This is a genomic window from Streptomyces sp. CoH27 (assembly GCF_020181035.1).
In the GTDB taxonomy this organism is placed as follows: domain Bacteria; phylum Actinomycetota; class Actinomycetes; order Streptomycetales; family Streptomycetaceae; genus Streptomyces; species Streptomyces camelliae.
On the sequence record NZ_JAIQYY010000032.1, the window covers coordinates 1 to 26,329 of the forward strand.

Annotated in this window: 24 protein-coding genes; 19 read left to right on the plus strand and 5 right to left on the minus strand. The window is 71.5% G+C overall.

Going from position 1 to position 26,329, the window contains the following annotated elements; genetic code table 11:
* Positions 1–116: 116 nt before the first annotated feature.
* Positions 117–695, minus strand: coding sequence for an Asp23/Gls24 family envelope stress response protein (locus tag LE548_RS37750; RefSeq protein ID WP_225101565.1), 579 nt, complete (start codon positions 693–695; stop codon positions 117–119).
* Between the two features lie 255 nt (positions 696–950).
* Between LE548_RS37750 and LE548_RS37755 the strand changes: the two genes are divergently transcribed.
* The 12 genes from LE548_RS37755 (at position 951) to LE548_RS37810 (ending at position 11,069) form a co-directional block, all read left to right on the plus strand.
* Entirely contained in the window at positions 951–1,604 is a 654-nt protein-coding gene (locus LE548_RS37755) for a TetR/AcrR family transcriptional regulator (RefSeq protein WP_225101566.1), read from the plus strand.
* A 157-nt stretch (positions 1,605–1,761) separates the two neighbouring features.
* On the plus strand, positions 1,762–2,145 hold the full coding sequence (locus tag LE548_RS37760) for an ATP-binding protein (protein ID WP_308030984.1): 384 nt from the start codon (positions 1,762–1,764) through the stop codon (positions 2,143–2,145).
* 321 nt (positions 2,146–2,466) lie between these two features.
* A complete protein-coding gene (locus LE548_RS37765; RefSeq protein ID WP_225101567.1) occupies positions 2,467–2,928 on the plus strand; it encodes a hypothetical protein in 462 nt (153 codons plus the stop codon).
* Between the two features lie 293 nt (positions 2,929–3,221).
* A complete protein-coding gene (locus LE548_RS37770) occupies positions 3,222–4,319 on the plus strand; it encodes an IS110 family transposase (RefSeq protein WP_225101568.1) in 1,098 nt (365 codons plus the stop codon).
* Positions 4,320–4,351: 32 nt separating this feature from the next.
* Positions 4,352–5,644: a 4-carboxymuconolactone decarboxylase gene (pcaC, locus tag LE548_RS37775; RefSeq protein WP_225101569.1), complete on the plus strand. Its 1,293-nt coding sequence runs from the start codon at positions 4,352–4,354 to the stop codon at positions 5,642–5,644.
* A gap of 180 nt (positions 5,645–5,824) precedes the next feature.
* Positions 5,825–6,460 (plus strand): MBL fold metallo-hydrolase, encoded by a 636-nt coding sequence (locus LE548_RS37780; protein WP_225101570.1) that lies wholly within the window; start codon positions 5,825–5,827, stop codon positions 6,458–6,460.
* 42 nt (positions 6,461–6,502) lie between these two features.
* Entirely contained in the window at positions 6,503–7,282 is a 780-nt protein-coding gene (locus LE548_RS37785) for an exodeoxyribonuclease III (RefSeq protein ID WP_225101571.1), read from the plus strand.
* A gap of 15 nt (positions 7,283–7,297) precedes the next feature.
* The gene (locus LE548_RS37790) at positions 7,298–7,717 is read left to right on the plus strand and encodes a DUF6278 family protein (protein WP_225101572.1); all 420 of its coding nucleotides are present in this window, start codon (positions 7,298–7,300) and stop codon (positions 7,715–7,717) included.
* A gap of 136 nt (positions 7,718–7,853) precedes the next feature.
* Entirely contained in the window at positions 7,854–8,597 is a 744-nt protein-coding gene (locus LE548_RS37795) for an amino acid ABC transporter ATP-binding protein (RefSeq protein ID WP_225101573.1), read from the plus strand.
* Between the two features lie 17 nt (positions 8,598–8,614).
* On the plus strand, positions 8,615–9,553 hold the full coding sequence (locus LE548_RS37800; RefSeq protein WP_225101574.1) for a glutamate ABC transporter substrate-binding protein: 939 nt from the start codon (positions 8,615–8,617) through the stop codon (positions 9,551–9,553).
* Positions 9,550–10,194, plus strand: coding sequence for an amino acid ABC transporter permease (locus tag LE548_RS37805; protein WP_225101575.1), 645 nt, complete (start codon positions 9,550–9,552; stop codon positions 10,192–10,194). The genes LE548_RS37800 and LE548_RS37805 overlap by 4 nt, the downstream gene beginning before the upstream one ends.
* Entirely contained in the window at positions 10,191–11,069 is an 879-nt protein-coding gene (locus LE548_RS37810) for an amino acid ABC transporter permease (protein ID WP_225101576.1), read from the plus strand. Before LE548_RS37805 ends, LE548_RS37810 begins: the two co-directional genes overlap by 4 nt.
* 49 nt (positions 11,070–11,118) lie before the next feature.
* Here the strand turns inward: LE548_RS37810 and LE548_RS37815 are convergent, their stop codons facing one another.
* Complete coding sequence (locus LE548_RS37815) at positions 11,119–12,750, minus strand: CocE/NonD family hydrolase (RefSeq protein ID WP_225101577.1); 1,632 nt, start codon at positions 12,748–12,750, stop codon at positions 11,119–11,121.
* A gap of 108 nt (positions 12,751–12,858) precedes the next feature.
* A complete protein-coding gene (locus tag LE548_RS37820) occupies positions 12,859–13,605 on the minus strand; it encodes a hypothetical protein (RefSeq protein WP_225101578.1) in 747 nt (248 codons plus the stop codon).
* Between the two features lie 144 nt (positions 13,606–13,749).
* On the opposite strand from LE548_RS37820, the gene ggt reads away from it, so the two are divergent.
* Positions 13,750–15,552: a gamma-glutamyltransferase gene (ggt, locus tag LE548_RS37825; RefSeq protein ID WP_225101579.1), complete on the plus strand. Its 1,803-nt coding sequence runs from the start codon at positions 13,750–13,752 to the stop codon at positions 15,550–15,552.
* 84 nt (positions 15,553–15,636) lie between these two features.
* Here ggt and LE548_RS37830 read toward each other — a convergent pair whose 3' ends face one another.
* Together LE548_RS37830 and map are read right to left on the minus strand one after the other, a co-directional pair.
* Positions 15,637–18,174 (minus strand): ATP-dependent Clp protease ATP-binding subunit, encoded by a 2,538-nt coding sequence (locus LE548_RS37830; protein WP_225101580.1) that lies wholly within the window; start codon positions 18,172–18,174, stop codon positions 15,637–15,639.
* Positions 18,175–18,246: 72 nt separating this feature from the next.
* Positions 18,247–19,014, minus strand: coding sequence for a type I methionyl aminopeptidase (gene map / locus LE548_RS37835; RefSeq protein ID WP_225101581.1), 768 nt, complete (start codon positions 19,012–19,014; stop codon positions 18,247–18,249).
* A 62-nt stretch (positions 19,015–19,076) separates the two neighbouring features.
* Between map and LE548_RS37840 the strand changes: the two genes are divergently transcribed.
* The 6 genes from LE548_RS37840 (at position 19,077) to LE548_RS37865 (ending at position 26,302) form a co-directional block, all read left to right on the plus strand.
* Positions 19,077–19,328, plus strand: a complete 252-nt coding sequence (locus LE548_RS37840; RefSeq protein WP_225101582.1) for a helix-turn-helix domain-containing protein — start codon at positions 19,077–19,079, stop codon at positions 19,326–19,328.
* A 116-nt stretch (positions 19,329–19,444) separates the two neighbouring features.
* Positions 19,445–21,388 (plus strand): hypothetical protein, encoded by a 1,944-nt coding sequence (locus LE548_RS37845; RefSeq protein ID WP_225101583.1) that lies wholly within the window; start codon positions 19,445–19,447, stop codon positions 21,386–21,388.
* 206 nt (positions 21,389–21,594) lie between these two features.
* Positions 21,595–22,437 carry a nitrilase-related carbon-nitrogen hydrolase gene (locus LE548_RS37850; RefSeq protein ID WP_225101584.1) on the plus strand — a complete coding sequence of 281 codons (843 nt, stop codon included), beginning with the start codon at positions 21,595–21,597 and terminating at the stop codon, positions 22,435–22,437.
* Positions 22,434–23,717, plus strand: a complete 1,284-nt coding sequence (locus LE548_RS37855) for an aspartate aminotransferase family protein (protein WP_225101585.1) — start codon at positions 22,434–22,436, stop codon at positions 23,715–23,717. Before LE548_RS37850 ends, LE548_RS37855 begins: the two co-directional genes overlap by 4 nt.
* Before the next feature lie 18 nt (positions 23,718–23,735).
* Positions 23,736–25,304 (plus strand): PucR family transcriptional regulator, encoded by a 1,569-nt coding sequence (locus LE548_RS37860; RefSeq protein WP_225101586.1) that lies wholly within the window; start codon positions 23,736–23,738, stop codon positions 25,302–25,304.
* A gap of 155 nt (positions 25,305–25,459) precedes the next feature.
* Positions 25,460–26,302: a nitrilase-related carbon-nitrogen hydrolase gene (locus LE548_RS37865; RefSeq protein WP_225101587.1), complete on the plus strand. Its 843-nt coding sequence runs from the start codon at positions 25,460–25,462 to the stop codon at positions 26,300–26,302.
* Positions 26,303–26,329 lie beyond the last annotated feature (27 nt).

Sequence of the window (26,329 nt, forward strand, 5' to 3'; positions counted from 1 at the left end):
CGCCATGCTGCGAGACGGCACCTTCTACGAACCCCCGCTCGCCTCCGCGGCTTGACGAAAACCATAGGGGCACCCTTTCTGAACGACGGGCCCGGCGATCCGGGTCGCGTTGCCGCTCACCGGACCCGCCCCCGGCTCACACTCACGTCGGCGGCGGTCACCAGCCGCCGGACGGTGAGGGTGACCTCTCCCACCTTCAGGCCGGTCAGCTGAGCCACCCGTTCGGCGACGTCGCGCTGGATCCGCTCGCAGACCTGGGGGATGTCGGTGGGGTAGGGCAGGTCCATGGTCAGGTGCAGGCGCACCGATCCGGTATGGACGGCCGCGGAGGCGTGGGGTGCCGTTTGCCCGTCCCGGTCGGGCGGTAGGGCGGCGCGCTGGGACTGGGCCGTGCGCGCGGCCCGGGCGGCGATACGGGCGACCACCCTGTCCGGGATGACGGTGGCGCCCCGTTCGGCCGGGGGCGGCAGGCCGACGGCCGGTGCCGGCGGGCTCGCCCCGTCCTCGGGGGAGCCGGGCCGGGTGTTCATCGCTCCGGCGATGTCCATGCCGTAGAGGCCCTCGGGGAACTGCTTGGACAGCTCACCGAAGTACTCCACCGGATTGGTGTCGGGGATCTGCGGCGTGTTGCCGAGCAGGGGGATCCCCCGCGGGGACCGGATGGGGCGAAGGTCGTTCGCGGAGTGCGTGGTCATGTCTTGCTCCTCTGCGCGGAGGGGAGTGAAGGGGGATGGGCAAGGGCGCGCTGCGCAGGTCGATGTCGTGGCGCCGTACGGAAGCATACGCCGTATGGAATTGGAACCATACGCGGTACGGAAAGTGGAGTGCAACCCCGGGAGTCCAGGTGGGGCTGCGGTGAAGCTCACTTCCGTACCGTGTACGGAACTGGTACCGTACGAGGTATGGAAAAGAAGGAGAGACGTCCCCCGCGGGGAACGAGGAAGAGAGACGTGCCTCTGACGGAGGCCGGGATCTATGCCGCCGCCCTGCGGCTCATCGACGAGGACGGCGTCGAGGCGCTCACCATGCGCAAACTCGCCACCGAGCTCGACGCGAACCCGATGTCGCTGTACCACCACGTGCCGAACAAGGAAGCCGTGCTGCGCGGCGTGACGAGAATGGTCGGAGCGCAGTTCCGCACCGTGACACTGGAGGACGCTCCCTGGCAGGAGCGGATCCGCCTGCTCGCCACGGACTTCCGGACCCTGGCGCACCGTCACCCCAAGCTGCTGGCGTACTCGTTCAGCCACCAGCCGGACTTCATCCAGCCCGACGACCCGTTCTGGGCCACCCTCACCGCCATCGTGGCCGCTGCCGGTGTGCCGCAGTCAGAGGTCTCGGAGATCGCCGCGCTGATGGTCGCCGTCGTCATCGGCGTCCTCACCGCAGAACTCAACGGCGCACTCCACCAGTGGTCGACCCTCAAGCCCCACGGCCCTGAAGCCGACGAAGACGGGGCCACGGACGCACACTCTGGCTCTACGAGTGCGGCCCCCGAAGGCCCTGACCAGGACCACATGTTCCGCCTCGTGATGGACACGCTGATCACGGGCCTGGAAAGCCGCCTCGCTGCCGGTCCTGACGGCAGGCACGCCGGCCATTGAGCCAGTCAGCCTGAGACGCTGCGCCATAAGTACTGGCGCCTGAGGCGTGCCCGCAGTCGGGCGATCCCAGGGCTGCGACACACGGGAGCCACCCCGTCACATCGGGTGAGACCGCCCGGCGGGGTGGTTCCACATCCAGCCTCTACACGGCAGCCGTATGCCGACGCTGAACCGTGAAACGACCAAGATCGTTGGCTTGTTCCTGGTCCCCTCCGCCCGGGAATGGGCGACCCGCCAGCCCACCGCATGGGAGTTGGACGAACTCCTCTTCCCCACCGAGCTCATCGTCAGTGAACTGGCCACCAATGCCATCCGCTACGGTCGTCCGCTGGCGGAGCTGCGACTGATCCGGCACCACGTTCTGGTCTGCGAGGTCACCGACTCCAACACCGCCCAACCCCGTCTGCGCCGTGCTCGCACCACCGACGAGGGTGGACGCGGCCTGTTCTTCGTTGCCCAACTCGCCGCGCGCTGGGGCTGCCGCCACGGCCAGAACCACAAGACCATCTGGTCCGAACAGCCCATCGCGCGCGCCCACTGATCACGCCCTGTGGCCATCTCACTCCGTTGCAGCCGCGTAGGCAGCTCCGGCATGTCTGTCATGCGGTCGTCCGGGCGCGGGAGGCGAGCGGGGATGCAGGAAGGTGCGGCACGGGCCCATGCGCGGGCGCGGCTTGCCCACGTCGTACGCCGTCATCCCCGACCAGGCCGTGTGCAACGGCAGTACCGCGATCACCTGGGTCAGGCCGTACAACTCGTTCAGGCGACTCCGGCAGACGCCGCCGGAACTACTCGGGAGGTGGGACTGAGCAAAGCCTGCGGTCCCGGGTCGACATGCCGTCGGTGTGGGGAGACTTGGTGGGTGCTGTCCCGTGGCGGGGCCACACCCGCAGGCTTTCGTGTCTGCGCAGGGCTCGCCGACGACGGCAAGAACGGCGGAGGCGGTGAAGACGCGGTTCTGCGGGCCACCCGCATCACACTGTTTCTGCTGACTCAGCGAATCGGACAGCTCACGAGCCGATCCACGATGGACCGTCTGGCCCTGCGCGTGGTACGCCACGCACCGCAGCTGCTCACCGTGGTGGGCGTCGGTCCGGACACGGTTGTGGCTTTGCCGATCACGATGGGGGACAACCTGGAACGCCTGCGGAGCGAAGCATCATTCGCCGTGCCGTGCGGGGCCAGCCCTCTCGGCGTTCCTCGGGCCGTTCGTGCCATGGTCGACGAAGGACAGCTGGTAAGGCGGGCCACATGGCTGTCCGTCAATGCCGGTCGCGAGTGGACGAAGAGTCGACTCATTGTCGGCCGGTCCCAGGCAGGTTGAGCGCCGGTTCGTTCGAAGCCATCCGGCAGTGATCGAGTCACACCGTCGTGCCGGGGTCGATGGGACGGTTGCGCGATGCCGTTCCGGACGGGGTCTGACTCTTGAGATATTTGACCGAAGTGTCCAGTCACGGACGTGTCGACTGTCGTTGCGGGATGGTTTCTGCAGTCACCGAGCCACGGGGCGTGTCCCTATAGGGGCCTTGCCGAGTTCCAGGCGCCATCACGGTTCAGACCGCCCTAGCGGGCCGGTGCCACTCACCCAGTACGTCACCACGCGGGAGGCGGACCACCATGACGACCAGACAGCGCAGCGCCTCCTCCAGTACGGATCCTCCCGTGCGGAGGGAGGTCGTACTGGGCGTGGACACGCACGGTGAGGTGCACGTCGCCGCCGTGGTGTCCCCGCTGGGGAAGATCCTGGGCACCGAGTCCTTTCCGGCGACGGTGGCCGGCTACCGGCGGCTGCTCGTGTGGGCCCGCAAGCGGGGGACGGTGCGCCGGGCCGGTGTGGAGGGCACCGGCACCTTCGGCGCGGGTCTGTCCCGCTACCTGCTGGCGCAGCAGGTCGAGGTATACGAAGTGAACCGCCCCGACCGCTCGGCCCGCCGGCTGCCGGGGAAGTCGGATCCGCTCGACGCACAGGCCGCCGCGCGAGCCGTGCTCAGTGGCCGCACCCGGGCCCGGGCCAAGTCCGGCGACGGTCCGGTGCACAGCGCCCGGATCTTCAAGCTCGCCAAGGACTCCGCGGTCAAGGCCCGTACCCAGGCGATCAACCAGCTCAAAGCCGTCCTGGTCATCGCCGATCCCGCCCTGCGGGAACGACTGTCCAGCCTGGGCAACCGCGAGCTGTTCCGCACCTGCGCACGCCTCGGGCCAGGCGACGGTGAGGACGGCGAGAACCCGGTAGCCCAGGCCACCCACATGACCCTGAGAATGCTCGCCGAGCGCATCGAACAGCTCACCGGGCAGATCGATGAGCTGAACCAACGCCTGACCCAGCTCGTCGAACACCACGCCCCGCAGCTGCTCGTACCGGTGGGCATCGGCCCGGACAGCGCCGTCACCCTGCTGATCACCATGGGAGACAACCCCGAGCGGCTGAACACCGAAGCATCCTTTGCTGCCCTTTGCGGAGTCAGCCCAGTCGAGTATTCGTCGGGCCAGCGGAGTACGCGCCGGCTCAACTACGGCGGCGACCGCCAGGCCAACGCCGCCCTGCACCGCATCGTCTTCACCCGCCTGCGCCACGACCCGCGCACCCAGGCGTACTACGAACGCCGCACCCGGGAGGGCAAGACCCGACGCGAGATCATCCGATGCCTCAAGCGATATGCCGCCCGCGAGGTCTTCAACCTGGTCAGAACGGTACCCGGCGTTCCCCCGTTATAGGGGCGTCCGTGAGACGTGAGAGGGTCTGGGGCGTGAGTGAGACACCACCGAACACCCTGCAATACCGCTTTGACGGGCCAGAAGACGCTCCGGTCCTGATCTTGGGTCCCTCACTGGGTACCACATGGCACATGTGGGACCGGCAGGTGCCGGAGCTGAGCAGGCAGTGGCGGGTCTTCCGCTTCGATCTGCCCGGACACGGCGGCGCCCCCGCTCACCCGGCCGGTTCCGTCGCCGAGCTGGCCGACCGGCTGCTGGCCACGCTGGACGCGGCCGGTGTGCAGCGGTTCGGGTACGCGGGCTGCGCGCTGGGCGGGGCGATCGGGATCGAGCTGGCGCTGCGGCACCCGGAGCGGCTCGCCTCGCTGGCGCTGGTCGCGGCCTCGCCCCGGTTCGGGACCGCCGACGAGTTCCGCCAGCGCGGGGTGATCGTGCGGACCAACGGGCTCGACCCGATCGCCCGGACCTCCCCGGAGCGCTGGTTCACCGGCTCCTTCGCCGCCGCCCAGCCCGCGATCACCGAGTGGGCGGTGCAGATGGTGCGCACCACCGACCCCGGCTGTTACATCGCCGCCTGCGAGGCCCTCGCCGCCTTCGACGTACGCGCCGAGCTGGGCCGGGTCGGCGTACCGACGCTCGTGCTGGTCGGCTCCGACGACCAGGTCACCGGCCCCGCCGAGGCCCGCACCCTGGTGGCCGGCATACGGGACGCCCGGCTCGCGGTCGTCCCCGGCGCCTCCCACCTGGTGCCGGTCGAGCAGCCGGCCGCCGTCACCGACCTGCTGACCCATCACTTCGCGACCGCCTGGCAGCAGCCCTACGACACCGGCCAGACCGCCCTGCCGAGCCTGGCCGCCGTGCCGGTCCCGGTCCCGGCCGCGCCGCAGCCCGTGCCGGTCGCCGAGATCGCCCCGGCCGCCGTGCCGGCCGACGCTCCCGCACCGGCCGACCGGTACGAGACCGGGCTGAAGATCCGCCGTGAGGTGCTCGGCGACGCGCACGTGGACCGGGCGCTGGCCGCGGCCGACGACTTCTCCGGGGACTTCCAGGACTTCCTCACCCGCTACGCCTGGGGCGAGATCTGGGACCGGCCGGGTCTGGACCGCCGTACCCGCAGCTGCATCACGCTGACCGCGCTGGTCGCCGGCGGCCATCTGCGGGAGCTGGCCTTCCACACCCGGGCGGCGCTGCGCAACGGTCTCACCCCGGACGAGATCAAGGAGGTGCTGCTACAGGCGGCCGTGTACTGCGGGGTGCCGGCGGCGAACAGCGCTTTCCGGGTGGCCCAGGAGGTCATCCAGGAGGAGACCACGCCCGCCGAGTGAACATCGGGTGAGCGGGGTGGCAGCCGGGTGAGCCGGGGTGCGGCTGGGCCAGGTGCGCTGCATGAGCCCGGTGAGCTCAATGGCGAGCCAGATGTCGCCCTTGATGCCGGTGTGCCTTTCGGTGTCTCCGGTGCCGCCGGGGTCGGCGGGGCCGGTGGGACTTCGGCAAGATGGGGCAGCATGAAGCTCACGAAGAAGTCCCACGCCTGCGTCCGCCTGGAGAAGGACGGGCGGACCCTCGTCATCGACCCCGGCGGCTTCAGCGAGCAGGACGCGGCCGTCGGCGCGGACGCGATCCTGGTCACGCACGAGCACCCGGACCACTTCGACGAGGGCCGGCTGCGGGCCGCCCTGGAGGCGAACCCGGGGGCCGCGGTCTGGACGCTGAAGTCCGTCGCCGACCAGATCGCGGCCGCCTTCCCGGGGCGCGTGCACACCGTCGGCCACGGCGACACCTTCACCGCGGCCGGCTTCGACGTCCAGGTCCACGGCGAACTGCACGCCGTCATCCACCCGGACATCCCGCGCATCACCAACGTCGGCTACCTCGTCGACGGCGGCCGGGTCTTCCACCCCGGCGACGCCCTCACCGTCCCCGACCACCCCGTCGACACGCTGCTGCTCCCGGTCATGGCGCCCTGGAACAAGATCTCCGAGGTCATCGACTACGTCCGCGAGGTGCGCCCGCAGCGCGCCTACGACGTCCACGACGCCCTGCTCACCGACCTCGCCCGACCGATCTACGACCGCCAGATCGGCGCCCTGGGCGGCACCGACCACCAGCGGCTGACCCCGGGAGCCTCCGCCGAGGTGTGAGCGGGGGCCGGTTTGTCACACCCTCCGGGTAGGTTGTGAGGCATGCGCATCGCCACCTGGAACGTGAACTCGATCACCGCCCGCCTCCCGAGGCTGCTGGCCTGGCTGGAGAGCAGCGGCACCGACGTGCTGTGCCTGCAGGAGGCCAAGGTCGCCGAGGAGCAGTTCCCGGTCGGGGAACTGCGCGAGCTGGGCTACGAGACGGCGGTCCACGCCACCGGCCGGTGGAACGGCGTGGCGGTGCTCTCCAGGGTGGGTCTTGAGGACGTGGTCAAGGGCCTGCCCGGCGACCCCGGCTACGACGGCGTGACCGAGCCGCGCGCCATCTCGGCGACCTGCGGCCCGGTCCGCGTCTGGTCGGTGTACGTCCCCAACGGCCGCGAGGTGGAGCACCCGCACTACGCCTACAAGCTCCAGTGGTTCGAGGCGCTGAAGGCCGCCGTCGCCGGCGACGCGGGCGGCAGCCGCCCGTTCGCCGTGCTGGGGGACTACAACGTGGCGCCGACGGACGACGACGTCTATGACCCGGCCGTCTTCGAGGGCTCCACCCACGTCACCCCCGCCGAGCGCGCCGCCCTCGCCGCGCTGCGCGAGGCGGGCCTGAACGACGTCGTCCCCCGCCCCCTGAAGTACGACCACCCGTACACGTACTGGGACTACCGCCAGCTCTGCTTCCCGAAGAACCGAGGCATGCGCATCGACCTGGTGTACGGCAACGCGCCGTTCGCGAAGGCCGTCAAGGACGCCTACGTGGACCGCGAGGAGCGCAAGGGCAAGGGTGCCTCCGATCACGCGCCCGTGGTGGTCGACCTCGACGTGTGATGCCACGCTGGGTCCATGAATCTTCCGTTCCTGGGCCACGGGCACAAGAAGCACGGCGGCGCCGACCTCGCGGCCGACCCCGAGGCGGCCGCCGCGCTGCTGTCCGAGTGCGAGCTGCTGCGCGCGCAGGCGGCCGAGGAGGGCGTCCGGCTCGACGACACCCCGGCCTCCCTGGAGGCATTGGACCAGCTTGTCCCGCGCTGGCGCGACGACGCCGAGACCCTGCCCTGGCTCGGCCATGACGCCGGGCTCTATCTGGGCACGGTCGTGGTGCGTACCGTGCCGGGTGCCGCCTGGCGGATCCGCTCCGACGGCGAGCCCGTCGTACTCCTCGCCTCCGGGCGGGAGTTCGAGGTCACGGACGCCGGGCAGAGCTGGGCGGCGAGCGGTGTTCCGGAGCTGTCCCAGCTGTACGCGGAGATCGCCGAGCCCTGAACCCACCCCCGTAAACCCTGAACCCACCCCCGTAAATACGGCTAATGCCCGAAAAGTGCGTGTCGTCCGTCGACTCCACCGGTGTCTGGATAGGTTGCGGCAACCACGACACAGCTGAGAGTGGGTGGGGCTGCGTATGGCCGTCGATCCGCTGATCGAACTGCAGGGCGTCAACAAGTACTACGGGGAGCTGCATGTCCTCAGGGACATCGATCTCACCGTCGGCAAGGGGGAGGTGGTCGTGGTCATCGGCCCGTCGGGGTCGGGGAAGTCGACGCTGTGCAGGACGATCAACCGGCTGGAGACCGTCCAGTCCGGCACCATCACGCTCGACGGGCGGCCGCTGCCCGAGGAGGGCAGGGCCCTGGCCCGCCTCCGTGCCGAGGTCGGCATGGTCTTCCAGTCCTTCAACCTCTTCGCGCACAAGACGGTCCTGCAGAACGTCTCCCTCGCGCAGGTCAAGGTCCGCAGGCGCGGGAAGGACGACGCCGACCGCCGCTCCCGTGCCCTCCTCGACCGCGTCGGTCTGCTCGCCCAGGCGGACAAGTACCCGGCGCAGCTCTCCGGCGGCCAGCAGCAGCGCGTGGCCATCGCCCGCGCCCTCGCCATGGAACCCAAGGCGCTGCTCTTCGACGAGCCCACATCCGCCCTCGACCCGGAGATGATCAACGAGGTGCTGGAGGTCATGCGGCAGCTCGCCCGCGACGGCATGACCATGGTCGTCGTCACCCACGAGATGGGCTTCGCCCGCGCCTCCGCCAACCGGGTCGTGTTCATGGCCGACGGCCGGATCGTCGAGGACCGCACCCCCGAGGAGTTCTTCACCAACCCGCGCAGCGAGCGCGCCAAGGACTTCCTCTCCAAGATCCTCAAGCACTGACCGGGGGAGCGCACACCATGATCCGCAGCACCCGTGTGCCCCGAGCTCTCGGCGCCGCGCTGTGCGGTGCGCTCGCGCTGCTCGCCGCCGCCTGCGGCAAGGAGGGCAGCCCGCCGAGCAAGGGCCCGGCGGCCGACCGGCTCCCGCACTACCAGGTGGCGCGGGACTTCGCCCTGCCCGCCTCCGGCACCTGGACCCGGGCGAAACGGCGCGGCTACTTCGTCGTCGGAGCCAAGGAGGACCAGCCCTACCTCGGTGAGAAGGACCCGGCGAGCGGCACCTACGCCGGCTTCGACATCGAGATCGCCAGGATGATGTCCGCCTCCCTCGGCCTCCCGCCGGAGTCGGTGCGCTTCAGGACCGTCGCCTCCGCCAACCGCGAGACCGCCCTGCAGAACGGCCAGATCGACTACTACGTCGGCACCTACACGATCAACGCGGGCCGCAAGAAGCTGGTCGGCTTTGCGGGGCCCTACTACATGGCCGGCCAGTCCCTGCTGGTCCGCACGGACGAGAAGGGCATCCACGGCCCCCAGGACCTCGACGGCAGACGGGTCTGCTCGGCCGCCGGCTCCACGCCGTACCAGCGCATCCAGGCCGATTATCCGAGGGCGGTCCTCGTCGCCTACGACACCTACTCGGCCTGCGTCGACAACCTGCTCACCTACCAGGTCGACGCGGTCACCACCGACGACGCCATCCTCATCGGCTACGCCGCCAAGGTCCCCGACGAACTGAAGGTCGTCGGCAAGCCGTTCTCGCGGGAGCCGTACGGCATCGGCGTCCCGCGCGGCGACAGCGCCCTGCGGTTCGCCCTCGACGACGCCCTGGCGGCCCGGGAGAAGGACGGCGACTGGAAGAAGGCGTACGAGGCCACGCTCGGTCTGTCCGGTGTGCCCGCGCCCCGCCCGCCCGCCATCGACCGCTATCCGGCTCGCGCCGCGAGGACGGCATGAACGTACTGACCGACAACTTCTCCACCTACGCCCAGGGATTCCTCGGCACCGTCGAACTCACCGTCTACGCCGGGCTGCTGGCTCTGGTGCTGGGCTTCGTGATGGCCTCCTTCCGGGTCGCCCCGGTCGCCTCCTTGCGGGTCTTCGGCACCGTGTGGGTCACCGTGCTGCGCAACACCCCGCTCACCCTGCTGTTCTTCGCGGTGGTGCTCGGACTGCCCCGGTTCGGCCTCGTGCTGCCCTTCCAGCTGTTCGCCGTCCTCGCCCTCGGCTGCTACACCTCGGCGTTCATCTGCGAGGCGCTGCGCTCGGGCATCAACACCGTGCCCAGGGGACAGGGCGAGGCCGCCCGCAGCCTCGGCATGACCTTCGGCCAGACCCTGAACCTGGTTGTGCTGCCGCAGGCGTTCAGGTCGGTGATCCCGCCGGTCGGCTCCACGCTCATCGCACTCGCGAAGAACTCCGCGATCGCCGGCGCGTTCAGCGTCACCGAACTGCTCGGCACGTACAAGACGCTGAACGAGCTGGGCTACGACATCGTCTGGACCTTCGTGTGGATCGCCCTCGGCTACCTGATCATCACGCTCGCCATCAGCGCGCTGTTCCACGCGCTGGAGCGCACCTGGGGAGTCGCCCGATGACCGCCACCACCGCCCTCTACGACGTCCCGGGCCCGCGCACCCGGCGGCGGCACCGCGTCTACGGCGCGCTGTCCACCGCCGCGCTCCTCGGCCTCGTCGCCTGGATCCTGTATCTGCTGTTCGACACCGGCCAGTTCACCCGCACGAAGTGGATGCCCTTCGCGTACAAGGGGATCCAGGAACTGCTGCTGCGCGGCCTCGGCAACACCCTGAAGGCCTTCGCGATCGCGGCCGCGCTCTCCCTCGTCCTCGGCGGGGTGCTCGCGGCCGGACGGCTGTCGGACCACAGGGCGGTGCGTCTGCCGGCCGCGGTGGTCGTGGAGTTCTTCCGCGCGATGCCGGTGCTGGTGATGATCTTCTTCATCTTCGTGGCACTCAAGGTGCAGCCGCTGCCCGCGCTGGTCGCCGGACTCGCCCTCTACAACGGCTCGGTGCTCGCCGAGGTCTTCCGGGCGGGTGTGGGCGCGGTCGAACGCGGCCAGCGGGAGGCCGCGTTCGCGCTCGGCATGCGCAAGACCCAGGTCATGGCGCACGTCCTCGTCCCGCAGGCCGTACGCGCCATGCTGCCGGCCATCATCAGCCAGCTGGTGGTCGCTCTGAAGGACACCTCCCTCGGCTATCTCATCACCTACGAGGAGTTCCTCCATGCCGGGAAACTGATCGCCTCCAACCTCGACTACGATTTGCCGTTCATCCCTGTGGTGATGGTGATCTCGCCGATCTACATCGGGATGTGCATGCTGCTCTCGTGGTGCGCCGTCCGGGTGTCCCGCCGTGAGCAGCGCAGCCCCAAGACCGAGGCGGTGGCGGTCGCCACACCTGGTCCTGGGGCGCTGCTGCCGGGCAGGGAGCCCCCCTTGGCCCCGAAACCCTAGGAGGGGCGGCAGTTCACACGGGCCAGGCTCGTCCGGCGGCAGCCGGAGATCACTGCTCGCGCACCGGGACGGACACGTACGACGGGTCGTCCGAGGGCGAGGAGAAGGTCAGCTGCGCGCCGGACGGGTTGTGCTCGATGTACAGCGGGTCGACCGTGTCGACCACCAGCGCGAGGCGGTGCCCGGCGGGTACGTCGTAGGCCGTGGAGAACAGATCCAGGTCCACGTCGAACGGCGTGCCGGGCGTCCGCCCGTGCCAGGTGTACGGCGCGTGCGTGACCAGCTTGCCGAGGCCGAGCGGCCCCACGTCGTACAGGTAGGCGACAAGGGTGCCGCTCTCCGCCGTCGGGGTCAGCGTGGTGTGCAGGGCCGCCGTGCCGCGCACCTGTTGCGCGCTGCCGTACCTCGGTGACTGCCACACGGCCGCCCAGCGGCGCGGCAGCAGCGGTATCGAGGCCATCGGGGGCAGTTGGGCGACCTGGTCCAGGATGCTGGAGAGGAAGACGATCCCGCCGTCCGCGCCCGAGTCGACATTCGCGTGGATCGTCGTCGAGCCCGCGAGCGCGATCTTCTCCCGGGTCGCGCCGACCGACTTCCAGTCCGGGTAGCCCTCGTATCCCCCCGCGCTACGGGACTTCACCTGGACCGGCTGCTCACGGTCGATGCCGTTGTCGGCGCCCTTGAGGTAGTGGTCGAGCCAGCGCTCGGTGTCCGTCCACACGTCGTTGGGCAGCCCGAACAGGCCGGTCAGCTCGGCGGTCGCGTGGTCGCCGGGGCGCAGCTCCAGCCGCTTGGGCACCTTCAGCTTCTGGTAGAAGTCGGCGTACTCGTTCGGGTTGAAGACGGTGTCGCCCCAGGCATTGGCGAGCAGCACGGCGGCGCCGTTCCGGTTCAGCTGGTCGACATAGGCCGCGGGGGAGCGCTTGCGGCCCCACGCGATCATCTCCCGCTCCTTCGACAGGTTCGAGGAGTACAGGTTGTCGAACATCTCGCGCAGCTCGGGGCTCTCGCGGCCGGTGAGGGTGGCCGCGCCGTCCAGCACGGCCAGCGCCTGGACGTGCTGGGTGCGGCCCGAGTAGATCGAGTCGACCAGGTCCGCCCAGCCGCTGAGCGCGGCCACCGCCTTGATCCGCCGGTCGTGGGCGGCGGCGAGCAGACTGATCCCGGCGCCGTACGACACCCCCGCCATGCCGATGTGCCCCGGGTCGGCCGGGGTGTGCGCGAGGGCCCAGTCGATCAGCTTGGAGGCGTCCGCCACGTCCGGCGGACCGGCCACTTCTATCTGCCCGCCGGACTGCCAGAACCCGCGCACGTTGTAGCTGAGCACCACATAGCCGGCGTCGGCGAGCTTCTGCGCCTGGGCGAGGTACTCCACCTGGGGCAGCGCCCAGCTCGTGGGCAGCACGACCAGCGGGTAGCGGTGTGCGCCGTTCGCGTTCGCGGGTGTGACGACGTTCGCCTTCAGCACGGTGCCGCCGTCACCGGCGATGTCCACGAAGCGCACGGCGGGGGCGGCGGCCTGGGCGGCCGGGGCCAGGCCGACGACACCGCCGGAGATCAGCGCCGCCGAGACGGCCGTGGCGGCGGCGGTGCGCAGAGCGGTGCGGCCGTGCCGACCCTGCCCGCCCGTCGCACGCCACCGGCCTTTGCGATGGCGCTTCGCGCCGCCCCCCTGAATCATGGGTCACTCCTTCACTCGTGTCAGTGCAAAGTGACCCGACGGTAACCGTGGCCGCTTACCGCAAGTAACCCGTCGGTAAGTTACGTGCCGGTAAAGATTGTTGAAGCCTCACGCGCCAGTGGCCGGCGCCGTCTCGGGCAGCGGGGCGCGTGCCGCCCGGGTGACGTCCGCGACCAGTTCGACCACGTCGGGGCCGTACGCCTGGGAGTTGAGCACCTTCAGCAGCAGGACGAAGGAGCCGGTGCCGTACTTGCGGTGCAGGCGTTCGTGGTGGCGGGCGAGATAGCGGGTCGCGGCCTGGTTGGTGATGGCCCGCTGGCCGCAGAAGAGGAACACCGGGCGGCCGGAGCCGTGCCCGTCCGCGCCGATCCGGGCGAGCAGCACGTACTCGCTCCGGCCGCCGTCCATGCGGTAGTGCTCCCCGCCGATCCGGAAGGCGCCCGTCTCCGGGCCGGCGTCGGTCTCCACGTTCATCCGCACGCCCGGCAGCAGCGAGGAGAGGTGGGCCGCCATCCGGCGGTTCGAGTAGGGCCCGCCGACGCAGAACTCTGTCCGCTCGCCGAAGCCCTGCTGGGTGGCGTCGTGCGCCACGACCTGGGCGTGCGCGTGGCAGCCCTTGATCAGTGCGGCGAGTTCCAGCAGGGCGAACACGTCGTACCGCATCACCGACAGGTCCGGCCCGCCCGCGTTGCGGTTCACCACGAGCAGCGACTCGGAGTGGTCCGGCAGCCCGAAGAACGCCTGCTTGCGCCGCAGCTTGCGGCGCCACAGCGAGGTCCGGGCGATCCAGCCGAGGCAGGCCGAGATGCCGGTCGCCACCAGACCGAGGACGATGTTGCGCAGGTCGTCGTTCATGGCCGGGCATGGTAGCGGCCCCAGGCGTCCGGGAGCGTACCGGTGTTCGACGTGTGACGTTCGTGTGGCAGCCCGCCGAGGCCCCCTGTCGAGGCTCCGGCAATCTCGTTACGCTGCGCTGACCGGTCCCGACGGGAGGTACGGATGGGTCGCCCTGGCAGACGGAAACTGGCGGTGCTGGCGGTCTCGGCCGCCATGGTGTCAGTGGGGGCCGCGGCGCCGCCCGCCGCGACGAGCAGCACACCCACCAAGGTTCCCGTGGCCGTCGGTTACGGCGGCGCCGTCGCGAGTGTCGACGCGGACGCGACCGCGGCCGGCATCGAGGTCCTCAGGCGCGGCGGCAACGCGGTCGACGCGGCCGTCGCCACCGCCGCCGCGCTCGGCGTCACCGAGCCCTACTCCGCCGGCATCGGCGGAGGCGGCTACTTCGTCTACTACGACGCCCGGACCCGCACCGTGCACACCATCGACGGCCGCGAGACGGCGCCCCTCAGCGCCGACTCCGACCTGTTCCTGGAGAACGGCAAGCCGCTCGCCTTCGCCGACGCCGTCAGCAGCGGGCTGAGCGTCGGCACCCCGGGCACGCCCGCCACCTGGCAGACGGCGCTGGACGAGTGGGGCACCAGGAGGCTCGGTACGGTCCTGAAGCCGGCCGAGCGGATCGCCCGCGACGGCTTCACCGTGGACGACACCTTCCGCTCGCAGACCGCGTCCAACGAGACGCGGTTCCGCTACTTCCCGGACACCGCGAAGCTGTTCCTGCCGAACGGGCAGCTCCCCGTGGTGGGTTCGACGTTCAAGAACCCCGAACTCGCCCGCACCTACGAGGAACTGGGGCGCAAGGGCATCGGTGCCGTCTACCGCGGGGACATCGGCGACGACATCGTCAGGACGGCCGAACACCCGCCCGTGGACCCCGCCTCCGGCTGGCACGCCCGCCCGGGCAAGCTGGAGGAGAAGGACCTCGCCGTCTACCGGGCCAAGCTCCAGGCGCCCACCAGGACGTCGTACCGCGGCCTGAACGTGTACTCCATCGCGCCCTCCTCCTCGGGCGGCACCACGGTCGGCGAGGCGCTCAACATCCTGGAGAAGACCGACCTTTCGAAGGCGAGCGAGGTGCAGTATCTGCACCACTTCATCGAGGCCGGCCGGATCGCCTTCGCCGACCGGGGGCGCTGGGTCGGCGACCCCGCCTTCGAGGACGTACCGACCAAGGAGCTGCTGTCGCAGCGGTACGCCGACTCGCGGGCCTGCCTGATCAAGGACGACGCTGTCCTCACCAGCCCGCTCGCGCCCGGTGACCCGCGCCACCCGGCGCCCTGCGGCCAGGGCGGTACGGCGGCCCCGACGACGTACGAGGGTGAGAACACCACCCATCTGACCGTGGCCGACAAGTGGGGCGACGTCGTCGCCTACACGCTCACCATCGAGCAGACCGGCGGCAGCGGCATCACCGTGCCCGGCCGGGGCTTCCTGCTCAACAACGAGCTGACCGACTTCTCCTTCGCCCCGGCCAACCCGGCGGTGCACGACCCGAATCTGCCGGGCCCGGGCAAGCGGCCGCGCTCGTCGATCTCCCCGACGATCGTCCTGGACAAGGCCGACAGGCCGGTGGTGGCACTCGGTTCACCGGGCGGGGCGACCATCATCACCACGGTGCTGCAGACCCTGACCGAGTTCCTCGACCGGCGCCTCCCGCTGGTCGACGCCATCGCCGCACCCCGCGCCAGCCAGCGCAACGCGGCGAAGACCGAACTCGAACCCACCCTCTACAACGGTGACGTGAGGAAGCAGCTGGAGTCCATCGGGCACTCCTTCTCCCTCAGCCCCGAGATCGGCGCGGCGACCGGCGTGCAACGCCTGCCGGGCGGCGAGTGGCTCGCCGCCGCCGAGAAGGTACGACGCGGAGGCGGCTCGGCGATGGTGGTCGACCCCGCCGCACCGTAGCGGACGAAACGTCGTCATGCCCGCGGCGCCGGCACCCGTGCGGGGGCCGGCGCCGCAGGACTTTCGCTTGCGGGCCCGGCCGGCCTACAGCTCCGGCGCCGGTCGCCGGGAGCGGTCCGTGCGGAAGTCCAGCCGGCCCTCCGTCACGTCCACCGTCACATGGCCGCCCTCGGTGATCGTGCCGTCGAGCAGCAGCCGGGACAGCTGGTTGTCCACCTCCCGCTGGATGGTGCGGCGCAGCGGGCGGGCGCCGTACTCGGGCTGGTAGCCGCGCTCGGCGAGCCAGTCGACGGCCGCGTCCGTGAAGTGGACCGTGACGCCCTGCCCGTCCAGCAGCCGCCGGGTGCCCTCCAGCAACAGGCCGGTGATCTGCCGGAGTTGCTCGCCGGTCAGCTGCCGGAAGATCACGATCTCGTCGATGCGGTTGAGGAACTCCGGCCGGAAGTGCTCGCGCAGCGGCCGCAGGATCTGCTCGCGCCGCGCCTCCTCGTCCGCCTCCGCCCCGCCCGGCCCGAACCCGATCCCGGTACCGCGCCGGGTGATCGCCTCGGAGCCGAGGTTGCTGGTCATCACGATGACGGTGTTGGTGAAGTCCACCGTCCGGCCCTGGGAGTCGGTCAGCCGGCCGTCGTCCAGGACCTGGAGCAGGATGTTGAAGACGTCCGGATGCGCCTTCTCCACCTCGTCGAGGAGGAGCAGCGAGTACGGGTACCGGCGCACCACCTCGGTGAGCTGGCCGGCCTCCTCGTGGCCGACGTACCCCGGCGGGGCGCCGACCAGCCGGGAGACGGTGTGCCGTTCCTGGTACTCGCTCATGTCCAGGCGGACCATGCGGTCCTCGCTGCTGAACAGCGCCTCGGCGAGTGCCCGTGCCAGCTCGGTCTTGCCGACGCCGGTCGGCCCGAGGAACAGGAAGCTGCCGATCGGCCGGCGCGGGCTCGCGAGGCCCGCGCGGGAGCGCAGCACGGCCTCCGAGACCACGGCGACGGCCTCCTCCTGGCCGACCACCCGCTGGTGCAGATGCTGCTCCAGATCGAGCAGCCGTTCCTTCTCCTCCTGGGTGAGCCGGCTGACCGGGATGCCAGTCTGCCGGGACACCACCTCGGCGATGGCCTCCGCCGTCACCTCCAGGTCCAGCCCCTCGTCGGCCTTGCCGCCGCCGCTCGCCTCCTCGATGCGCCGCTTCAGCTCGCCGATCCGGTCGCGCAGCTCCTTCGCCTCGTCGTAGTCCTCGTCCGCGACCGCCTGGTCCTTGTCCCGCACCAGCTGCTCGGCCTCGCGCTCCATCGCGCGCACGTCCTGTCCCTTGGTCCCGGCACCGAGCCGCACCCGGGCGCCCGCCTGGTCGATCAGGTCGATGGCCTTGTCCGGCAGCCGCCGGTCGGTGAGGTAGCGGTCCGACAGCTGTACGGCGGCGACCAGCGCCGCGTCGGTGTAGCGGACCTGGTGGTGGGCCTCGTAGCGGTCGCGCAGCCCGCGCAGGATCTCGATGGTGTCCGGGACGGTCGGCTCGGGCACCAGGACCGGCTGGAACCGGCGGGCCAGCGCCGCGTCCTTCTCGATCCTCCGGAACTCCTCCAGCGTGGTCGCGCCGACGATGTGCAGCTCGCCCCGGGCGAGCGCGGGCTTGAGGATGTTGCCGGCGTCCATCGCGCCGCCCTCGCCGCCGGAGCCCGCGCCCACGACGGTGTGCAGCTCGTCGATGAACACGACCAGCCGCTCGGAGTGGGCGCGGATCTCCTCGACGATGGTGTTGAGCCGCTCCTCGAAGTCGCCCCGGTAACGGGTGCCGGCGACGACCCCGGTGAGGTCCAGCGCGACGACCCGGCGCCCGGCCAGCCCGTCCGGTACGTCCCCGTCGGCGATGCGCTGCGCCAGCCCCTCCACGACGGCCGTCTTGCCGACACCGGCGTCGCCGATCAGCACGGGGTTGTTCTTGCCGCGCCGGGAGAGCACCTCGATGGTCTGCTCGATCTCGGTGTCCCGGCCGATCACCGGGTCGATCCGCCCCTGCCGGGCCAGGTCGGTCAGATCACGGCCGTACTTGTCCAGAGTGGGCGTCCCGGTGGACCGCTGCCGCTCCACGCGGACCGGCGCGCTCTCCGGGGCCTCCGGCGGCAGACTCCCGGCCGAGAACCGGGCCGCGTTCAGGATGTGCCCGGCCGCCGAGTCCGGGTTCGCGGCCAGGGCGCTCAGCACGTGCTCCGGGCCGATGTACCCGGCGCCGCTCGCCCGTGCCATGTCGTGCGCGTCCAGCAGGGCGCGCTTGACGGCCGGGGTGAGCGACAGCGAGGTCGGCGGCGGCACGTCGCCCGGCGGGTGCTGGACCGGCCCGGCCCGGTCGTCGATCTCCGTGGCGAGCGAGTCCGGGTCCGCGCCGGCCCGGCTCAGCAGGCTCCGGGTGGGCTCCGCCGCCACGGCCGCGCGCAGCAGGTGCTGGGTGTCCAGGTTCCGGCTGCCGTGCTCGGCGGCGTACTGGGCGGCCCCTCTGACCAGCTCCCGGGCCGGCTGGCTGAGCAGGCGGCCGATGTCGATGTGGCGGGGCGCGGGGGCGCCGCCGGTGCCGCCGAAGAAGCGGGACAGGAATTCACCGAAGGGGTCGGGAGGGTAGCCGTTGGTCATGGCATTCCGTTCCTTTGGTGCTGGTTCATATCACCTTGTCACGGATGCTGCTGGCTGGCATGTGCGGGGTGCCTACCGGGCCGTGAGGATCCTCGGGCCCTCCTCCGTGATCGCCACCGTGTGCTCCACGTGGGCAGCGCGGGAGCCGTCGCTCGTGCGCAGGGTCCAGCCGTCGCCCGCCTCGTAGTAGGTGTCCTTGCCGCTCGCGATCAGCATGGGCTCGATGGCCAGGACCATGCCGGGGCGCAGGGGAAGGGCTCGGCCGGGGCGGCCCTCGTTCGGGACGTCGGGATCCTCGTGCATCCGGCGGCCGATGCCGTGGCCGCCGAAGCCCTGCGGGATGCCGTACCCGGCGCCGCGGCAGACCTTGCCGACGGCGTGGGCGATGTCGCCGATGCGGTTGCCGGCGACGGCCGCCGCGATGCCGGCCGCCAGGGCGCGCTCGGCGGTGTCGATGAGGCGGCGGTCGGCCGGGCGCGGGCGGCCGACCGTGAGGCTGAGCGCCGAGTCGCCGGCCCAGCCGTCCAGCACCGCACCGCAGTCGACGGAGAGCAGGTCGCCGTCGCGCAGGCGGTAGCGGGTGGGGATGCCGTGGACGATCGCGTCGTTCACGGAGGCGCAGATCACCGCGGGGAAGGGGGTCGGGGCGAAGGACGGGCGGTAGCCGAGGAACGGCGAGGACGCCCCGGCCTCGCGCAGCACCTCCCGTGCCACCTCGTCCAGCTCCAGCAGTGAGACGCCGACGTCCGCGGCCTGCCGTACGGCCGTCAGGGCCCGCGCGACGACCTGGCCCGCCGCGTGCATCGCGTCGATCGACGTGTCTGTCTTCAGTTCCACCATGCCAATTACTATACCGGTATTTAAATGGGGGCCGTCGGGGTGGCCGGTATTAGAATGGGGGCATGGTGCGCACCCCTCTCACCCCCGAAGAGCGCGAACGCGGCGAGCGGCTCGGGCAGTTGCTGCGCGAGGCGCGCGGTGGCCGGAGCATGACCGAGGTGGCCGCCGCGGCGGGCGTCTCCGCCGAGACCCTGCGCAAGATCGAGACGGGCCGGGCGCCGACACCGGCGTTCTTCACGGTGGCCGCGCTGGCCGGAGTCCTCGGGCTGTCGATGGACGAACTGCTCACGCGATGCGCGATGGCCGCCGTGTGAGACAGGGCGTGCGGTGAGCCATCCGCGCACTGCCGGAAAACCGTGCGTAGCAGAGCCGTAACACGACTGGTGTTGCCTGGCGGTCGGAGTGCTGGCGGTCGGGCGGGAGCTGGGCGATGGCGGTGGATCAACTCCCTGGTGAGGTGCGGGAGTTCGCGGGCTACCTGAGCGGTCTGCTGGCGCGCCTGGACCAGGGGGAAGGCTGGAGCGGCGTCTTCTGGCAGCGTGACCCCGAGGGCATGCGGGCCTGCCTTCAGGGGCGCGAGGTGCCGCCGTGGGACGTGGTGGCGGCCCTGCTGGACGACCTCGCGGCGGCATACGGTGCGCCCGCGGCCGACGCCGAGCGGGAACGGGCCCGAGCTCTCTACCGGGCGGCCCTTGCGGCGTACGACGCCCGCCCCGGGGCACGCGAGGTCCTGGCCGACCGCCTCGACGTCATGCTCCGCGAGCAGCGGTACGCCGCCGACCGCCAGACCGAACTGGCCCGCCTGCTCTCCACGGCGGCCTCCGGCCCGGAGACCGATGCCCTGCGCCTCGACCTCGCCTGGGCCCACGACGACCACACCCGCGCGTCCGCCCGGTGCGCGGAACTCCAGCGCCGCCTCCGGGAACTGGACCGCCGTGCGACGGGCAGTCGGGCGGGAGCGGGACGGGGGCAGTGGGCTGCGGGTCCGGGGCGCCCCTCGGCCGCGGATTCCGGGCGGGCGGGGATGCCGGTGCGAGGTGATGGCGGTGGGGGCCGGGTGGCCTCGGGTGGTGGCCGGGGTGGGGTGTCGGGGGCGTCGGGTGAGGGTGTGGGGCGTCCTGTGGCTGTCGATTCCGGGCGGGCGGAGACGCCGGCCCCCGTCCGGCCCGAACCTGACCAGGCCTTCCGAGCCTCCGGCTCCTTCCCTGCCCCGGCCTCCGGTCCTGCGGGCTCCTTCCCTGCCCCGGCCTCCGGTCCTGCGGGCTCCTTCCCTGCCCCGGCCTCCGGCCCTGCGGGGTCCGCGCCTGGTCAGGTCCTGTGGGCTGCTGGTTCCTTCGCTGCCGCGGCCTCTGGCCCCGCCGGATCCGGACCCGGCCAGGCCCTCCCGGCGCCCGACTTCCGCCCTGCCCCGGCCTCCGGCCCCGCCGCACCGGCCGCCCACCCGGCGCAAGCCCACCCAACCCGCACATCCCGTATACACGCCACCGCGACCCCCTCCTCGCACATCGCGCCCACTCCGAACCCCGCGCCTGCCGCAGCGCCCGCTCCGACCCCTGCGTCCGTCACCCCGGTCACCCCGAACGCCGTGCCCGCCGCCGCATCCGCCCCGCCTCCACCCCCTGCCCCAGCTGCCCCCACCACCCCCCGCAAGCGCCGCCGTGGCAGTGCCCGCTTCGCCGGGATGGCCGAGGACACGGCGGCCCCCGTCGCCGTACCGCAGGTGCCCGTGCCGTCGGCCGCGCTGCCGCAGGCTGCCGCGACCGGCAGGCCGCGGGGTGCGCGGTTCGCCGGGGGAGTGCAGCAGGCCGTGGAGGCGGAGGCGGTCGGCGTCGAGGAGGTGGACGGTGAAGCCGGCGCGGCCGTCGTCGGTGCCGTCGAGCGGCTCGCCCGGTTGCGTGCCGAGGGGCGCAGCGGGGAGGCGCATGTGCTGCTCGCCGAGGTCGCGCAGTGGCCGGCCGGCCGGTTTCCGCTGCTTGCCGACGCGCTGCGCGTCGCCGGGCTCGGGGCGGACTGGGCGACGTTGTTGTGGGAGGCCGCCTCGCTGCCTCCTGAGCGGCTGGTCGGCGTCGCCGACGCGCTGGCCGGCGCCGGGCGGGGCGCCGACGGACGGCAGTTGCTGCGGCAGGGGGTGGCCCGGCCGGCCGAGCAGGTCGGGGCCGCCGTGCTGCGCCTGGCGGACGAGGGGCGAGGGCGGGAGGCCCGGGCGTTGTTGGACGCCTGTGCGCGGGCGCGGACGGCGGAGGAGGCCGCCCGTGCCGTCCTTCCCGATCCCGGCCGGCTCGTGCCCCTGCTGCTGGAGGCCGCCCGCGCCGTGTCCGAGGAGCGGTACTGGGACCTCGTGCACGCCCTGCGAGTCGCCGGACACGGTACGTGAGCGATGCGCGGAGGGCTCGTCCCGGTGTGTCCCGCTTCGCTCCGCCGGGCCGGATCGTCCGCTCGCCCATCGGCGTGTGAAACGTGATCGACCCCGCGGGTTGACGACGATGGTCTTGGCAAGGGCCTCCAGGAGGCTTACTTTCATCCCTCTACCGCCTGCTCTACGGGCGTAGAGGCTCTGGCGTCCCGTCGAAGGAGCAGCTCATGGCCAACGTCGTACGCGCCGCACTGGTCCAGGCCACCTGGACCGGCGACACGGAGTCCATGGTGGCGAAGCACGAGGAGCACGCCCGCGAGGCGGCCCGGCAGGGTGCCAAGGTCATCGGGTTCCAGGAAGTCTTCAACGCGCCCTACTTCTGCCAGGTCCAGGAGCCCGAGCACTACCGGTGGGCCGAGCCCGTTCCCGACGGGCCGACCGTGCGCCGTATGCGGGATCTCGCGCGCGAGACCGGCATGGTGATCGTCGTCCCGGTCTTCGAGGTCGAGCAGTCCGGCTTCTACTACAACACCGCCGCCGTGATCGACGCCGACGGCACCTACCTCGGCAAGTACCGCAAGCACCACATCCCGCAGGTCAAGGGCTTCTGGGAGAAGTACTACTTCAGGCCCGGGAACGTCGGCTGGCCCGTCTTCGACACCGCCGTCGGGCGCATCGGCGTCTACATCTGCTACGACCGGCACTTCCCGGAGGGCTGGCGGCAACTCGGGCTCAACGGTGCCCAGTTGGTCTACAACCCCTCCGCCACCCACCGCGGCCTTTCGGCGTACCTGTGGCAGCTGGAGCAGCCCGCGGCGGCCGTCGCCAACGAGTACTTCGTCGCCGCCATCAACCGCGTGGGCCGGGAGGAGTACGGCGACAACGACTTCTACGGGACCAGTTACTTCGTTGATCCGCGTGGGCAGTTCGTGGGCGAGACCGCGAGCGACAAGTCCGAGGAACTCCTCGTCCGCGACCTCGACTTCGGCCTGATCGACGAAGTGCGGCAGCAGTGGGCCTTCTACCGCGACCGCCGCCCCGACGCCTACGAAGGACTGATCCAGCCGTGAACGACCTCTACTCCCGCCACCGCCAGGTCCTGCCCGACTGGCTGGCCCTGTACTACGACGAGCCGATCGAGATCACCCACGGCGAGGGACGCCACGTCTGGGACTCCGCCGGCAACAAGTACCTGGACTTCTTCGGCGGCATCCTGACCACGATGACCGCGCACGCGCTGCCCGAGGTCACCAAGGCCGTCAGCGAGCAGGCCGGGCGGATCATCCACTCCTCGACGCTCTATCTGAACCGGCCGATGGTCGAACTCGCCGAGCGCATCGCCCAGGTGAGCGGCATTCCGGACGCCCGGGTCTTCTTCACCACCTCCGGCACCGAGGCCAACGACACCGCCCTGCTCCTCGCCACCGCCCACCGGCGCAGCAACACCGTCCTGGCGATGCGCAACAGCTACCACGGGCGCTCCTTCAGCACGGTCGGCATCACCGGCAACCGCGGCTGGTCCCCGACCTCCCTTTCCCCGCTCCAGACCCACTACGTGCACGGTGCGGTGCGCGGCCGGGGCCCGTTCGCCGGGCTGGACGACCGCGCGTTCACCGACGCGTGCGTGGCCGACCTCAGGGACATCCTCGGGCACATCCGGCCGCCCGCCGCGCTGATCGCCGAACCCATCCAGGGCGTCGGCGGCTTCACCTCCCCGCCCGACGGCCTCTACGCCGCCTTCCGCGAGGTCCTGGCCGAGCACGGCGTCCTGTGGATCGCCGACGAGGTGCAGACCGGCTGGGGCCGCACCGGCGAGCACTTCTGGGGCTGGCAGGCGCACGCCCGGAGCGGTCCGCCGGACCTCGTCACCTTCGCCAAGGGCATCGGCAACGGCATGTCCATCGGCGGGGTCATCGCCCGCGCCGAGATCATGAACTGCCTGGACGCCAACAGCATCTCCACGTTCGGCGGCACCCAGATCACCATGGCCGCCGGCCTCGCCAACCTCACCTACCTGCTGGAGCACGACCTCCAGGGCAACGCCCGCCGGGTCGGCGGGCTGCTCATCGAGCGGCTGCGGGCCGTCGCCGCCCAGCTGCCCGGCGTACGCGAGGTGCGCGGGCGCGGGCTGATGATCGGCATCGAGCTGACCAGGCCGGGCACGGACGAGGCCGATCCGCGGGCGGCCTCGGCCGTCCTGGAGGCGGCCCGCGCCGGCGGCCTGCTCATCGGCAAGGGCGGCGGCCACGACACCAGCGCCCTGCGCATCGCACCCCCGCTGTCCCTGACGGTGGTGGAGGCGGAGGAGGGCGCGGCCATCCTCGAACAGGCGCTTCGCAGCGCGTACTAGAGAAACAGGTGTACGGCCATGACCACCACCACCTCCGAGACCCGGTACGGCTGGGAACCCGTGCTCTCCGTCCGCCAGGTGCTGTCCCTGGAACGGGTCCTGGCCGGGGAGCCCGAGGTGGTGGCCGGGGCCGGACAGCTGGACCGGCCGGTGCGCTGGGTGCATGTCGCCGAGGCCGCCGACGTCGGCGTGATGCTCAGCGGCGGCGAGATGGTCCTCACCACCGGCGTGCTGCTCGCCGGTGACGAGAGCAAACAGGCCGAGTACATCCAGTCCCTGTACCGGGCCGAGGCGGCCGCCGTCGTCCTCGGTCTCGGGCGGGCGTTCCCCGCGCCGCCGGACGCGATGCGCCGCGCGGCGGACCGCTGCGGTCTGCCCATGGTGGTGCTGCACCGGCCCTTCCCCTTCGCCGAGCTGACGGAGGAGGTCCAGTCCCGGCTGGTCCGGCGCAAGTTCGCCGCGGTCAGTCTCTCGGAGTCGGTCCGCAGCGCGCTCACCGGCCTCATCACGGCCGGCGTCCCCCTCGGGCGGCTTCTCGACGAGGTCGCCGTGCACAGCGGCTGCCCCGTCGTCGTCACCAACCTCGCCCACCGCGTCCTCGCCACGGCGGGGGAGCGGTCCGCCGTGGACGACGTGCTGCGCGACTGGGAACGGATCGCCCGGCAGGCCGGCGGCGCCGACGGCGAGGGCTGGTTCAGCGCCGAGCTGGGCGGCCGCGGGGAGCGCTGGGGCCGGCTGCTGCTGTGCGGCTTCCGGGGCGAGCCGGCCACCGGACGGCTGCTCGCCGACCGGGCCGCCGAGGCGCTCGTGCTGCACCGCATGCTCGACGGCGGCTCCGCGCGCAGCTGGGAGGAGCAGTCCGCGCAGAGCCTGCTGACCGACCTCGTCTCCGGTGTCGTACCGGCCCGGCAGCTGCTGCCCCGGGCCCGCGCCGCCGGACTGCCGGTCAATCGGCGCACCTTCGTGCCGCTCGTCGTTCTCGGCCGGAGCCCCGGGCAACTCGACCGGGTGCTCCGGCTGCTGGGGCTGTCCGGGCTCGTCGCCGAACTCGCCGACGGGGCCAGTGCCGTCCTGCTCAGCCTCGCCCGGGACCAGGACGCCGAGGCCCTCACCGGGCACTTCGCGGCCCGGCTGCGGACCGGGTCCGACGCCGTGGTGGCCGCCGCGGATCCCCGTACCGCCTGGGACGACGTACCGGCCGGACTGCGGGAGTCCCGGCACGTCGCCGACGCCGTCGCCGACTCCCCCCACGCCCTGGACCTCCCGGCCGTCGTACGCCTCAAGGACGTACATCTGCGCGGCCTGATCCGGCTGCTGCGCGACGACCCGCAGGTGCAGTCCTTCGCCGAACGGGAGCTGGACGGGCTGCTGTGCGCCGCCGAACCCGAGTTGCTGAACGTGCTGCGGACCTATCTCGCGACCGGCCGCAACAAGTCCCGCACCGCCCAGCTCCACCACGTCTCCCGGCCCGCCCTCTACCGCCGCCTGGAGGCGATACAGGCCCGCCTCGGCGTCGACCTCGACGACTTCGAACAGGCGGCCTCGGTCCACATCGCGCTCCTCGCGCACGATGCGCAACAGCGGTGAAACATGCGACGACCTGCGAAAACGGCGGTGAAACATGGGTCAGCGAACGCGTGACACGGTGGCACGCCCACGCCCCGCAGACGTGACACGCTGCCAATCCAACGGCCTGCTCCGGCTTTCTAGGCTCACCGCACACCGAGCTACCGGAGGTCCCGATGAGCCGAGTGATCCGCGCCGCCCTGTTCCAGACCGCCTGGACCGGCGACAAGGAATCCATGATCCAGGTCCACGAGCAGGCGGCCCGCGACGCCGCCGCCCAGGGCGCCCAAGTCCTCTGCTTCCAGGAGCTGTTCTACGGCCCCTACTTCTGCCAGGTCCAGGACAAGGCCTTCTACGAGTACGCCGAACGGATCCCCGAGGGTCCGACCGTGCAGCGCTTCCAGGCGCTCGCCCGGGAACTGGGCATCGTCCTCGTCCTGCCGATGTACGAGGAGGAGCAGCCCGGCGTCCTCTACAACACCGCCGCCGTGATCGACGCGGACGGCTCCTACCTCGGCAAGTACCGCAAGACCCACATCCCCCAGGTCCAGGGATTCTGGGAGAAGTTCTACTTCCGTCCCGGCAACAGCGGCTGGCCCGTCTTCGACACGGCCGTCGGCAGGATCGGCGTCTACATCTGCTACGACCGTCACTTCCCCGAGGGCTGGCGGGCGCTGGGCCTTGCCGGAGCCGAGATCGTCTTCAACCCCTCGGCCACCTCGCGCGGCCTGTCCCGCTACCTCTGGCAGCTGGAGCAGCCCGCGGCGGCCGTCGCCAACGAGTACTTCGTCGGCGCGATCAACCGGGTCGGCGTGGAGGACCTCGGCGACAACGACTTCTACGGCACGACCTACTTCGTGGACCCCGAGGCCCAGTTCGTCGGCGAGGTCGCCGGCGACAAGGAGACCGAACTCGTCGTCCGCGACCTGGATCTGGCGAAGCTCCGCGAGGTCCGGGACCGCTGGCAGTTCTACCGGGACCGGGCGCCGGGGGCGTACACGCCGCTGACCGCACCCTGACCGTAACCGAGTTGACCGAGGGAGCAG

Bases quoted from the DNA above. Each gene is read 5' to 3' on its own strand.
- LE548_RS37750 (WP_225101565.1), bottom strand. From the start codon at position 695: ATGACCACGCACTCCGCGAACGACCTTCGCCCCATCCGGTCCCCGCGG.
- LE548_RS37760 (WP_308030984.1), top strand. From the start codon at position 1,762: ATGCCGACGCTGAACCGTGAAACGACCAAGATCGTTGGCTTGTTCCTG.
- LE548_RS37770 (WP_225101568.1), top strand. From the start codon at position 3,222: ATGACGACCAGACAGCGCAGCGCCTCCTCCAGTACGGATCCTCCCGTG.
- LE548_RS37780 (WP_225101570.1), top strand. From the start codon at position 5,825: ATGAAGCTCACGAAGAAGTCCCACGCCTGCGTCCGCCTGGAGAAGGAC.
- LE548_RS37785 (WP_225101571.1), top strand. From the start codon at position 6,503: ATGCGCATCGCCACCTGGAACGTGAACTCGATCACCGCCCGCCTCCCG.
- LE548_RS37790 (WP_225101572.1), top strand. From the start codon at position 7,298: ATGAATCTTCCGTTCCTGGGCCACGGGCACAAGAAGCACGGCGGCGCC.
- LE548_RS37795 (WP_225101573.1), top strand. From the start codon at position 7,854: ATGGCCGTCGATCCGCTGATCGAACTGCAGGGCGTCAACAAGTACTAC.
- LE548_RS37800 (WP_225101574.1), top strand. From the start codon at position 8,615: ATGATCCGCAGCACCCGTGTGCCCCGAGCTCTCGGCGCCGCGCTGTGC.
- LE548_RS37805 (WP_225101575.1), top strand. From the start codon at position 9,550: ATGAACGTACTGACCGACAACTTCTCCACCTACGCCCAGGGATTCCTC.
- LE548_RS37810 (WP_225101576.1), top strand. From the start codon at position 10,191: ATGACCGCCACCACCGCCCTCTACGACGTCCCGGGCCCGCGCACCCGG.
- LE548_RS37815 (WP_225101577.1), bottom strand. From the start codon at position 12,750: ATGATTCAGGGGGGCGGCGCGAAGCGCCATCGCAAAGGCCGGTGGCGT.
- LE548_RS37820 (WP_225101578.1), bottom strand. From the start codon at position 13,605: ATGAACGACGACCTGCGCAACATCGTCCTCGGTCTGGTGGCGACCGGC.
- ggt (WP_225101579.1), top strand. From the start codon at position 13,750: ATGGGTCGCCCTGGCAGACGGAAACTGGCGGTGCTGGCGGTCTCGGCC.
- LE548_RS37830 (WP_225101580.1), bottom strand. From the start codon at position 18,174: ATGACCAACGGCTACCCTCCCGACCCCTTCGGTGAATTCCTGTCCCGC.
- map (WP_225101581.1), bottom strand. From the start codon at position 19,014: ATGGTGGAACTGAAGACAGACACGTCGATCGACGCGATGCACGCGGCG.
- LE548_RS37840 (WP_225101582.1), top strand. From the start codon at position 19,077: ATGGTGCGCACCCCTCTCACCCCCGAAGAGCGCGAACGCGGCGAGCGG.
- LE548_RS37845 (WP_225101583.1), top strand. From the start codon at position 19,445: ATGGCGGTGGATCAACTCCCTGGTGAGGTGCGGGAGTTCGCGGGCTAC.
- LE548_RS37850 (WP_225101584.1), top strand. From the start codon at position 21,595: ATGGCCAACGTCGTACGCGCCGCACTGGTCCAGGCCACCTGGACCGGC.
- LE548_RS37860 (WP_225101586.1), top strand. From the start codon at position 23,736: ATGACCACCACCACCTCCGAGACCCGGTACGGCTGGGAACCCGTGCTC.
- LE548_RS37865 (WP_225101587.1), top strand. From the start codon at position 25,460: ATGAGCCGAGTGATCCGCGCCGCCCTGTTCCAGACCGCCTGGACCGGC.